The sequence below is a fragment of the Aeromonas sp. Y293-4 genome (genome assembly GCF_027705905.1).
GTDB classification, from domain to species: domain Bacteria; phylum Pseudomonadota; class Gammaproteobacteria; order Enterobacterales; family Aeromonadaceae; genus Aeromonas; species Aeromonas veronii.
The window spans coordinates 53,256-65,299 of sequence record NZ_JAPDCI010000003.1 but is presented as its reverse complement, the minus strand read 5'-3'; the positions used below and the strand labels follow the sequence as shown (position 1 = coordinate 65,299).

Below are 12,044 nucleotides of genomic sequence, written 5' to 3'. Positions count from 1 at the left end.
ATGGGCCCTTTTGTGAGCCGATGACTGGCACCTACACATATCAAGAATGTGAATAACTGCATGGTGTGATGTCAGATATTTTTTGCTAAAAAGCGGCATTGGCCCACCAATGCCGCCAAGCGGTATCAGCGGCCTGACAAGGTCACGTTATCTACTTTGATTGAGTACACCACACGATGATCGATCGTTTTAGAATTTCCAAACAGTGGATGTTGCGCATTGCAGAGCGGGGGCTCTCGTTAGAGATGTTGCAGCGCAAAGCCGGACTGCCTGAGCTGTTTTTCCAGCAAGAGAAAATCTATGCCTCCACGGCAGAGTTGTTTTCCCTGTGGAGCGCGATCACAGACCATTGTGGCGATGTGGCATTTGGTCTCAAGTTGGGTGCAGATATGCGACTCGAGCGCAATCATCCGATGGCGATTGCGGCGGTGTGCAGCAGTTGTTTACGAGATGCACTGCAGCGTCTGGCCCGTTACAAACGGGTCGTCTGCCCGGAAGAGATCCGTGTCGAGGTAAAAGGTGATGAGGTGATCATCGACTCTCATTATCTGGCAACCAGTGAGCAACCGCCCCATATCATGACTGATATGGGCTTCTCTTGGATGACGGCCATGGCACAACACAGCTCTGACGGACATATTCGCCCGCGGCGCATCGAATTGACGCGTGGCCCCGAGCATCGCGCGTTGCTGGAGGGGCACTTTGGCTGTCCGATCACCTTCAATGCGTCGCGCAATGCACTGGTGTTTCGCAGCAGCGATCTGGATTTTCCCTTTTATACCCACAACGAAGAGCTGCTCGCCGTGATTGCCCCGCAGCTCGATGCCGAGTTGCAGGAGCATGACCAAAACACCAGAATCACCTACGCGGTGAAACAGGTGCTGAAGCGCACTCTCGCGGGTCGGCGTCCGACGCTGCAATCGCTGGCCAAAGAGCTGGCGATGAGTACGCGAACTCTGCAACGGCGGTTGACCGATGAGGGCATCACTTTTCAGCAACTGGTGGAGGAGACCCGCCGCGAACTGGCGCGCTCCTATTTGCAGACTGGCGCGATAGAGCCCAACGAGATGGCGTACCTGCTCGGCTACGAAGATTCCAACTCGTTTTATCGAGCGTTCAACGGCTGGGAGGGGGTATCTCCCGGTGAGTGGCTCGAGTTGCAGCGCAAAGTCGCCAGAGGTGCGGTAGGGTATGGTTCTGGAAGAGGGGCGTTTGAGGCTTAAAGCGAACCAGCGTTTTAGTCCTGGTAATGGTGAGACACTCGTATCGCGGCTTAGCGGCCGAATAAGCCGCTGTGGCCGCACAGCTATCCTGAGAGCCATAACAAGCTCATCCTGGCCTTCTCTGCCTTTTGATACGATCATCTATCCTTCTGACCGTAGCATCAGTCAACCACTCCATGACTGACAATTTTCGCAGCCCTGAGCATCCATGCTGCCACCACGGCAATTTGCCACCTAAGCCCACAAAGCAAAGGGGCTAGTTCGCACTGGCCCCCCTCTTCCTAAAACTTTTCAACGTCCGCTGTCAATGCTGCCATCTCCTATCTAAAGGAGGCTATCTCCTTTTCCCCGTTATCCCCGACAGCAAGTGAACCTAGTGGTCGTTGGTAGCGGAGTATCCTCGGGTTTATAACAATCATCACAGTCTACCTCCATGATCTTGTCATAGTTGAAAGCATAATACTGGCCGTCACGAATGTGAGCTGTGCGACGCTTGATACGCGTGGTTAGGCGATCATGTTCGGTGCGAATGAGATAGCATCGCTCTTCCAGCCGATTCAGCACTGGCTCACCGAGTTGGGAAATCATCTTATTGAAGTATCCTACACGGACCAAGAACCACTGGTTATGGATCACTCTTATGTGTTCTTTATGGTGAGTCGAGTATATTCAAAAATAACTGACGCTTTAGTGTCAACATCTCCTGAGAGTGGCGAATAACTCGGCTGATGTCATCCAGCTGCTTCCCCAAAGAAGCGACCCAGCGACGAGCACTCTCTACCAATACAATATCACGCAGGAGTTGCCTGGGAGGGCACGCGTTGTTCGTAGGAAGTGGGGATCAATGCAGGGGAGGGTGGAGTGGATTTCGCTATCTGTTGTCAGATGAAGCAGCGGAGCAGAGGTCCGGGGATTATTAATCTCGAGCTCGGTGAGCAACCTTGCCAGAGATTGACCAGAGACGCATAACAAAAAGGCCTCGCGTTGAAAGCGAAGCCTTGTAGGGTGTGCTGTCCAGAGCTGTGGTATGGAAACGATCATGGGGATTTTCAATCCCCTGCTCTACCGACTGAGCTATCTGGGCAACGGCGCGCATTAAACCCTTTCCAGCGCAGAGTGTCAACCATGATGGCACGATAAAAAGCGCGTTCGCTCAACAACCGAACGAAGCGACCATTTATTATCCATTTCAGTCCTGTTTGCCATACTTGCTAGCCTCTGAACACCCTGCAGGCTGCGCCAATATGATGGAAATTCGAGGTTCAGTGGGTCCGCCGCATTGAGCCGAATCCACTCTGCGAGTATGCTTTGCCGCAATGATACCGCCTGGAGGCAACATGAGTCTGAATATGCAAGAGTGGCGTGATGAGACCACCGAGATCGTCAACGAACTGCTGGCCGATGGCAGTAATCCCGATGCGGATTACGACATCGAGCACCACTTCGCCTGCCAGGATTTCGACCGTCTGGAAAAAGCAGCGGTTGACCTGTTCAAGGCCGGTTTTGAAGTGACCGATGCCGAAGAGATGGAGCTGGATGACGGCGCCACCATCTTCTGCTTCGATGCCACCATCGAGTGCAAGCTGAATGTCGAAGCGATCGTTGCCGATATCGCCAAGATGCTGCCCATCCTGGAAAAATATGGGGTGGATTACGATGGCTGGGGCACCTACTTCCAGGATTGATCCTGCCTCCATCGTAAAACAACAAGGCCACCTTGCGGTGGCCTTGTTGTTTCTGACGATCTCTCACGCCAGATAGCTGGCAGCAAACTCCGCCGGCGGCAGGGGACGACTGAACAGATAGCCCTGAAGCCGATCACACCCCGCCTCGGTCAGCCACAGCTGCTGCTCGGGTGTCTCTACCCCTTCGGCCGTGATCCGGATCCCCAGCTCATGGCCCAACCCGATGACTGACCGCACGATAGCGGTGGTCGCGCTATTGCTGGCGAGCCCCTGAGTGAAGCTGCGATCCAGCTTGAGGGTCGCCACCTGCAAACGCGGCAGATAGGCCAGCGAACAGTAACCGGTACCAAAGTCGTCGATGGCCAGCTGAAAACCGGCGGCGATCAGGTTATCGAGGTTGGTCTCAATCTCGTCGGCGTTCTCCATCAGTACCCCTTCGGTAATCTCCAGCTCCAGTTGACTGGCCTTGAGACCATGGCGAGCGATGCAGGCTGAGACCCGCTCACAGAGCGCCGGATCACGGAACTGCAGCGGCGAGAGGTTGATGGAGAGCACCATATCCGGCTGCGCAGTTTGCCACTGCGCCAGCTGGGCACAGCCCTGCTCCAGCATCAACTGACCAAGCTGACCGATGATCCCCATCTCTTCCGCCAACGGAATGAACTCATCGGGGGAGATCATCCCAAGCTCGGGATGGGGCCAGCGACAGAGCAGCTCGGCGCCGTGCAGCCGGTGAGTGCGGGTACAGATGATCGGCTGATAGACGGCAACCAGCTGGGCGGACTTGATAGCGAGCGGCAACTGGGCGGCGATCAGCTGACGCCGCTTGAGCCGGGCATGCAGCTCGGGATCAAACAGGGTGCAGTACTGCTGCTGCCGTTTGCCCTGCGCCAGCGCAGCCTCGGCATGACTGAGCAACCGCTCGGCATCGCTTGCCCGCCCCTGGGCCAGCCCCAGAAACACCGGGATCTGGATACGATGATCTTCCACCTGATAGTGCTCCATCAACTGCTGCTGCAGATGCTGGCTCCACCCCTGCAATGGCTCGTTGAAATCCGGCAACAACAGGCTGAAGTCATCGGCAGCGACCCGACAGAGCAGAGAACGCGGCGGTACCAGCTGCTGCAACCGCTTGGCCACCTGGCTGAGCAGGCGGTCGGCAATCCGGATCCCGAAGCGATCGTTGATCTCACGAAAATGGTGCAGGTCAACCAGCACCAGCGTGGCACTGCGTCCCCCCAGATGGCGGCTGGTCTGCAAGAACCGGGAGAGTTTGAGCAATCCAGTCAGACTGTCGTAGTGCTGCTCCTGCTGCAACTGCGCCTGAGTGGTGCGCAGGCCGGTGATGTCACGCCCCAGCGTCAGGATCCCGAGGGAGTGGCCGTCACCATCGGGGACATCGACCCGGGTGATCTCCATGTGTCGCCCCTGCCCGCTGGCATCCAGCAGACAACACTCGCCGTGGCCCATCCCCTGCGGCGCCGCCAACCGGAACGGTAGCTGCTGACCCAGCACCTCATCCGCCCCTTGGCCGATAAAGTCGAGAAACGCCTGATTGCACTCCAGCAATACCCCGTTGTGATCATCGAAACGGATCAGATCAGGAATGGCATCGAGCAGAAAACGCTGCAACAACTGCTGCTTTTTGACCGTCTGTTCCAGGCTCTTGCGCTGGGCAATCTCGTTAACCACGCCAAACACTGCGCACGCCTCTCCCTGCGGGGTGTAAAGAGGCACCTTGTGCACCTCCATCCAGCAGGTATTCCCGCCCCGGTTGCAATGAAGCTGCTGATACAGCATCGGCACGCCTCCGGCAAGCAGCTGCTCATCCTCACTGCGAAATACATCGCCCCAGGGCATCTCTGCATCTGTCTTGCCGACTACCTCGGCAGGCGACTCCAGCTTGGCTTCACGGGCGAACTCACGATTGGCGAACAGGTAACGCCCATGACTATCCCGACAGAAGATACTCATTGGCAATTGGTCGATGATCTGCTGCAGCAGATCCGGGGTGAGCATGTTGGTCACAGGGGTGCTTATGGAGGAATTTCGAGCAAATCTATGATAGCAAACCAATTTTGTAAAGCATCCCGATCACCTCCCCATAACATCGACGCTGGATGGTTGCTGACAGAGATTGTCGCTCCGGCGATAATAGGCGCCGGTTGGCCAATGGCCTGGTGATATGGACGAGAGAAACAAGATGAAAAAGATTATGGGGAGCGCATTGGCGCTGCTGCTGGTTGGTTGTGCTGGTGACAATAACGGCGGTGAGGAGTATCGCTACAACCCGCCAATTGCCAAGGCAACCAACAACACTCAGGAAATGGCGATCCCGGTGGATCTGGTGTGGGCTCGCGCCGAGAAGTGGTTCACCGATCACGGCCTCACCATCGAAAACAGCCAGCGTGGCTCCGGCCTGATGACCGCCAACGTCAATCAGTCAGCCGACGGGCTGGAGTGGTTAGACTGCGGCACCATGGGTTCCAAAGTTGCACTGGGCAACCCGAACCTGCAGATCAACCTGATCATCACTCAGAGCGGCAACAGCAGCGTGGCCACCGTCAACGTCAAGGGCAACACCGAACTGTTCTTCGTTGAATCCTCAGGCGAGCGCGTACCGGCCCCGTCCATCAAGCCGGTCTGTGTCTCCCGCGGCAGCCTGGAGCAGAGCCTGTTCGCCACCCTCGGCAACTGATTTCTCTTCCCTGCAATGTCTAGTCCTGAAATAGGTTTACACATTTTCAACTAGCATTTCTCTAATCAGAACCCCCTATGTACCGCATCGGGGGTTCTGTATTTCAACGCATGATGCGGCCGCTCCTCGTTGTAAATATCCACCGCCTCACGCACCATTTCCCGCGCTTGCGTCAAATCCTGCGGGCTTTGCAACAATAACTCTCCTTTCAAAATCCCGTTCACCCGCTCCGCCAACGCATTCTGGTAACAGTCATACCCATCCGTCATCGAGCATTTCACCCCGTACCGTTCATGTAATGACTGATACACCCCCGAGCAATACTGCACGCCGCGGTCCGAGTGATGGATGAGTTCACCGCTGCCACACCGTTGCTTCAGTGCTTTCTTGAACGCCATCGCCACCGATTCGGCGTGCATCCCTTCGTGCACGTGATGGCCCACTATCTTGCGTGAGTAGGCATCCGTCACCAGGCTCAGGTACAGCGGCCCGCTCCTGGCTGGCAGATAGGTGATGTCTGCGACCCAGACCTGCTCCGGGGCCACCGGCGTGACCTGCTCCGGCCCTGCCTTGAGCAAGTTGGGGTGGCGGTAGAAGCGGTGAAAACTGTGGGTGGTCTTGTGATACGCCCGTCTGGGCTGCACCAGCAGGCAGTGCTCGGCCAATATCCAAAACAGCCTGTCCCGCCCGACCTTGAGCCCGCCATCCTCCTGACCCTGCAGCAGATAATGCAGCTTGCGAGTGCCCACCCGAGGTTGTCGCAGTCGAACCTGACGCACGAAGCGCACCACCTGCAGTCCTTGTGCATGGCGCTCGTCGGCGACCCGATTGCGCTTGTAGTAAGCCTGCCGGCTTATCCCCAGAAACAGGCAAGCCCTGACAATGGTCAGCCTCTCGACTTGCCGCTGCGAGAGGACTTGCCGAGTCGCTTTTTTACGATGGAGACGCCGTAGTCATTCTTCAGTACATCGACGACGGCCTCAAAGAACTGGGCCTTCTGACTCATCAGCGCCAGCTGCTGCTCGAGTTCCTTGATGCGCTGTTCGGACGTCTGGTTGTCGGGGTCAGGCATGGTGATGCTCCTGCCGGCACGCACAGAAGCCCCCTGGCTCCAATCTTGCCGACCATGTTTACGCAACCATACCAGAACGGTGGAGCGGCCCTGAATGCCATAACGCACCTGAGCCTGTTTGTAGGTGAGCTCGCCTTTTTCAATCTGCTCGACCAGCGCCAGTTTAAAAGTCAGCGAGTAATCGCGCTGTGTCCGTTTCACACCTTGTCCCATCGGATTCTCCATTTATTGGGGGAAAAGGTGTAAACCATATTCAGGACGGGACACAAAGATAAAAAAAGCGGCAGATTGCTCTGCCGCTTTTTTATTGCCCCGAGTTGGGCTTACTTGTCGATATCGAGCAAGTGGTTTTGCAACATATAGTCGATAACCTGACTGGCCTGGCTCTGAGCCGTATATGCATTTCCTGTCAGTGAGGCAAAAGAGTGACCTTCCAACACTATTGTTTGCATCAATTTATGATCACTTGTGTCATCTCTCACTTCCAAACGAACCTTGCCGTTATCTTCAAAGATGGAGAGTAGCTCTTTAAGGGATGCCACACTCTTGCTGCTATGTGCATCGAGCAAATCGCTCAAGTCAATGACATCCTTCTGATCCCCATCGACAGCATTATTGGCCGTCTTGTTAAAATCAGTAATGACATCAACGGCAGGATTGCTGACACTGGCATCCCCCTGATTCCATACGAAGATATCCGCTCCATCGCCACCGGTCAGTATGTCGTTGCCCAGACCACCACTCAAATAGTCATTCCCTGTTCCGCCGGAAAGGAGATCATTACCCGTTCCCCCTCTCAGACCGTCATTTCCGTCACCACCAAATAATAAATCGTTACCTGAACCACCAAATAGCAAGTCAACGCCACCTTGACCATAAATACGATCACTTCCGGCCCCCCCATGAGCAATATCAATATGGGCAGTACTAAAAGCCTGGGTCTTAAGAGCACTATCCTCACCATCACTTGGAGTAACTAGCAGGTTACTGTCCGCCCCACTCATGAACAACTCCAGCTTTTGTTGCGCGGCTGCTATATTGTTAATCGCACTTGCATTCTGATCCAGAATCGCATGGCTTTCACCAAGATAAATTATGTCATCGCCACGCCCAGATAATACATTATCCCCACCAGCCCCCACATCAATCACAACACCTCGAGTATGGTTTGCAATCAACTGATTACTGATTCCTGCAGGGTTACTCCACAACAGTTGTTCATCACTGGTACCAAAATAATTCAATCGCACATCATCAATCACATCACCTGTAGACCTTACATCTGTACCCACCACAAAGGTCAATGTGCTCGAACTGGTATCACCATCTAGATCTTTCAAGGTATAACCAAAATCAAACTTGACTGAGGGTGACACCGCAGCACCAAAGAACTGGTAACTGCCGTTATCAAGATCGACACTCAGCGAGTGCTTGTTATCGATGTAGATAGTCAGCGTTTTGGTTGCAGTATCAAATTTATGGCTGAGCACATTGGAACTGCCTGCAGTAATAACAGTATTGCCGTTAAAGTTATACGTCACGCCACGAACCGTAAGTTGGCTCACAAAACCACCATCTGCACCGACTCCATATCCCTCAACACTGCTCAACAAATTACCGCCAATCGGCTGCACCACTGATTGCAACAGGATGGGTGGCAACTTGGTCACGTCCGGGACAATTACCGCATTGCCATCCACTTTCAAGTAACCATCGTGTGCAACTCGATTCAACTGCTCAACATCAAGATCACGCTCACCCATTCCATATGCAAGAGCCGTCACATTATTTTTATTTAAATGATCAATCCAGGATTTCTCTTCAGCCTGATCTATCTTATCGGTTGTATTAGGTTGGCCATCAGACAGGAAATAACTGACATTGGTGGCCCCATTCAAACGCCCAGAATTACTTCCCCCCCAACTATTTTGGGCCAATTTGAGAGCATCATCATAATCAGTGGAACCATCGGCTTTCAATTGGGAGATGATATTTTTGGCAGTTGCAACATCAAGCCAGCTTGAATCGCCTTTAAGCGCTGCATCATAAGAAAAAACGATAAGCTGTACTTTTGTCTGCCCTTGCGCAAGATACTGATCCAGCAACTGGTAAGCAGACTCTTTCATTACATCCAAACGAGACTTGATGACATTTTTATCACTTCCCGTTTTTGCATCCCATGCCATAGAGCCGGATATATCCAAGATCAACTGCACATTAGCACCGACTTTAGTTTCTGACTCCACAGCATGGAAAATCGGGCCGGCAACCGGCACATCATCACGTACGGCAACAACGAAAGAGTCGGGGATAGTGTCGAAACCGGCTTTGCTCACCTCATAGTTCACGGTGAGACGCAGCTCATCCTGACTGCTCAATATATTGCTTTGACCATCCACAAGATGGCTGAGCGGCTTGATCATGGTGAAGGTATAGCTCGGCGGATTCGCGTTGTTATCTACCGTCACGGTAAAGGCCAGATTCGCAGGGGTTTTGGTACCTATATACCCATTAAGCCCCGAACCAACCTGCTCCCAGTTCAACACTTGTCCTTCTATGCCAGTTATCCCGCCAATACTCAACAGCTTGAGCTGAACACCTGTCACGTTGTTACCACTACCATCTGTCACCTGTAGCTGCTGGGTTACAGAAAGCGGACCACTGATCGGTTCTCCGACAGGCTCTGGCAAACCAGCATTGCCACCAGACAAACCATCTTCATCAACCAGACCATTCTCTAAATGGACTCTAAAATCGTTATCGATGATGGTGCCAGTGCCACTCTTGTCACCTACGGTCACCTGCAGAGTCTCGTTAGTCTCAACCAGACGATCGTTCACTGTAGGCACGGTAACCGTGAAGCTGGTCACCCCGGCTGGTACGCTCACACTCTTGCCATCGGCGCTCAAAGTCACACCATGGCTAAATGTTGGTCTTCCCCAATCAGCATTTGTTGCGGCATTCGCTCCTGTGCCGGCAATGGAGAAGCTGTACTGGGTCACCACATTGGTCGCCCCGCTCAGGGTCACTACATGTTGCAGACTGGTACCTTCAAGCTCGCTGTCACTTGCTATATTGACCACAGTCGGGCGCGCCAGCGGGTTGACAGCAAAGCTGCCTTGCGAGCTATCACCATCGCGATCAAAGGCCTTGAAGGTGAAGTCGATGTCGCCATCGTCCGGACGCTGCATCTCGGCATACTGGAAGAACTCCCATTTGCCGGTAGCAGGGGTGAACTCCAACTTGAAGACTAACTTGTTACTCTCATCATGCCCCAACAGTGTATTGCTACCGCTATTGCTGATGGAGATACGAGACCCCGTGGCTGTCAATAAACCGCGCTCAAAGTCTGTATCCTTGATGTCAAGCGCCATATGCCCTTTGCCATCAGCACCCCATTGTGGCGCGAGAGTACCGGAGCCATAGGCAATCGCCTGCGGGGTAGAGGAGCCAAGGAACTCGATAGACTTGACGGTAAAGTCGCTGTTATCTGAGGTATTGGTGTTGCCGTTGTTGGTGGCCTTGATCACCATGGTGTCAAAACCGCCCTGCTGCACCTGGAAGTTCTGGTTGTACTCTCCACCTGCCGCATCCGAGCTAAACATCAGTGTGGAGACCAGTACTCCTCCGCGGTAAAACTCCACAACACCACTCTCCTTCTCGCCACCAAACATCTGGCTGAACTTGATATTCGCACCATAGGCCACGGTCCCCGGATCGAGCTTGACGATCAGCTCCTCGGATGCAGACTTTCCATTCCCAAAGAGACGGAAATCCACTTCATTGGCGAGGTTGTGATAAGGACTATTGCTACTTGCAACACCAAGCCCAGCCGTTGAAGCATTGACATCTGCAGCAATAAGAGTTGAATCGGTCGCCGACTTGAACCCTTGGGCAGTGATCTTGAACCCGTCCAGATCAAGCTCTCTCTGGTTTGTCGTTGCCGAGTATCGAGTCAAATCAAACAGGCCGGTCAATACATTCGGTATGTCTGTCTTGGCAACGGAGACCACTTCAGCATTCTCGGCAATCGGGGCATCATCTTCGACAGTAATCGTCAAAGGCTTAGTCACAGACAGAGTCCCATCAGAAACAGACACATTTATCTTGAGATCAAGGGTGTCTTCCTGGGTGGTATTAGCATGATCCAACGGCTGCTTCAGGGTCACTTCATAACCCCAGTCACCTTTGCTACTACCAACTGGTGCTGTCAGCTTAACCTCAAGAACAACGTTGTCCTTGCTACCGGCGTAGCCAATCAACGTTTTGCTGTCAGCATCCCAACTCCACTCGACCTTCACACCACCAGAATAAACTGGTTGAACACCATTATCGGTTGGCCATCCCAGTGAAACAGTCAAGTTATTGCTGTCAATATCACCGACGGTAATCACTCCCTTGGCAACGACCTCATCAGTAGTATCTTTGCCACCTTCATCATCTTTCAACCCACCAGGGAGACCTTCTTCGGAAACGACTGCATCCTTGGATATGGTCAACGTCGGCAGATCGTTGACCGCATCCACCTTGATGGTCACGGTGGCGGGGCTCGCATCTACGGCGCCGTCGTTGTCCACCGACACATAGGTGAAGCCGGTATCACCGTTCCAGTTGGCATCCGGTTTAAACGTTAGCTTGCCCGCATCCGCAACAGCTATGGTCTGATTAGCTGTCACCACCACGTCACCCAGATACAGGGTGCCGTGGGCTGGCAGACTCTTGATGGTGAAGCTCACCACCGTACCGTCAATGTCGCTGCCGCTGAGGGTCGGGATGACGATGCTGGCTGCATCTTCCCGACCGTTTGCCAGCTTGTTCGCCGTCTCCGGTGCTTCATTCAGGATCTGCGCGTTGTCGCTGCCCGGCAGGGAGACGTTGCCCGCCTTGTCGGTCTGAGTCGCCGTCACCGTCAGCGACTTGCCGTTGGCCGGAGTCGTTTCCGTCCAGCTGATGGTGCCGTTTTGATAGCCGTAGCTCTTGCCATTGCTTGCCAGCAGGGCGCCATCGGCCTTAAGCGTCAATTGGACAGTACTGTTCACCCCACCATTGTTGATGGTCAGCGTCACCTTGCCGCCCACAACCAGGTCTGCGTGATTGATCCCGGCGCGTACCTGGATCTGATCATTGCCAATCTCGGCCTTAGTCAGCATCTGGTCGTTGTTGGCATCGTCCACGATAACCACGGTCGGGGCATTGGGGGCCTGGGTGTCGATCGCGGTGTCGTCACTGTTGCCGGTGCCCACGTTGCCGTTGAGATCGGTGTAGCTGCCGTTGTTCACGGTCACGCTGGCGGAGCCGGTATAGCCCGGGGTCGGGGTGAAGGTACCGGTCCAGGTCTGACCGCCGTCGGTGCTCTTGAGATCGGT

General features: G+C 54.0%; 6 protein-coding genes. 3 read left to right on the top strand and 3 right to left on the bottom strand.

Annotation, left to right across the window (positions count from 1 at the left end; genetic code table 11):
* Window positions 1-176 precede the first annotated feature (176 nt).
* Both OKC31_RS04260 and rraB read left to right on the top strand, forming a co-directional pair.
* Window positions 177-1,223, top strand: coding sequence for an AraC family transcriptional regulator (locus OKC31_RS04260; protein ID WP_227342019.1), 1,047 nt, complete (start codon window positions 177-179; stop codon window positions 1,221-1,223).
* A gap of 1,349 nt (window positions 1,224-2,572) precedes the next feature.
* The gene (gene rraB, locus OKC31_RS04255) at window positions 2,573-2,908 is read left to right on the top strand and encodes a ribonuclease E inhibitor RraB (RefSeq protein WP_026034893.1); all 336 of its coding nucleotides are present in this window, start codon (window positions 2,573-2,575) and stop codon (window positions 2,906-2,908) included.
* A 63-nt stretch (window positions 2,909-2,971) separates the two neighbouring features.
* Here rraB and OKC31_RS04250 read toward each other — a convergent pair whose 3' ends face one another.
* The gene (locus tag OKC31_RS04250; RefSeq protein WP_162517759.1) at window positions 2,972-4,927 is read right to left on the bottom strand and encodes a sensor domain-containing protein; all 1,956 of its coding nucleotides are present in this window, start codon (window positions 4,925-4,927) and stop codon (window positions 2,972-2,974) included.
* 184 nt (window positions 4,928-5,111) lie between these two features.
* Here OKC31_RS04250 and OKC31_RS04245 point away from each other — a divergent pair, with 184 nt between their 5' ends.
* The gene (locus tag OKC31_RS04245) at window positions 5,112-5,606 is read left to right on the top strand and encodes a hypothetical protein (protein ID WP_042060865.1); all 495 of its coding nucleotides are present in this window, start codon (window positions 5,112-5,114) and stop codon (window positions 5,604-5,606) included.
* A 65-nt stretch (window positions 5,607-5,671) separates the two neighbouring features.
* Here OKC31_RS04245 and OKC31_RS04240 read toward each other — a convergent pair.
* A protein-coding gene (locus tag OKC31_RS04240) for an IS3 family transposase (protein ID WP_270656344.1) occupies window positions 5,672-6,891 on the bottom strand; the annotation gives its coding sequence in 2 pieces (ribosomal slippage) (window positions 5,672-6,543 and window positions 6,543-6,891; 1,221 coding nt in all).
* A gap of 110 nt (window positions 6,892-7,001) precedes the next feature.
* On the bottom strand, window positions 7,002-12,044 hold a 5,043-nt coding region (locus OKC31_RS04235), incomplete at its 5' end, for an Ig-like domain-containing protein (RefSeq protein ID WP_270656341.1).

What these genes read in the sequence shown, in the direction of transcription:
- rraB (WP_026034893.1), top strand. Translation starts at nt 2,573, where the DNA reads ATGCAAGAGTGGCGTGATGAGACCACCGAGATCGTCAACGAACTGCTG.
- OKC31_RS04250 (WP_162517759.1), bottom strand. Translation starts at nt 4,927, where the DNA reads ATGCTCACCCCGGATCTGCTGCAGCAGATCATCGACCAATTGCCAATG.
- OKC31_RS04245 (WP_042060865.1), top strand. Translation starts at nt 5,112, where the DNA reads ATGAAAAAGATTATGGGGAGCGCATTGGCGCTGCTGCTGGTTGGTTGT.
- OKC31_RS04260 (WP_227342019.1), top strand. Translation starts at nt 177, where the DNA reads ATGATCGATCGTTTTAGAATTTCCAAACAGTGGATGTTGCGCATTGCA.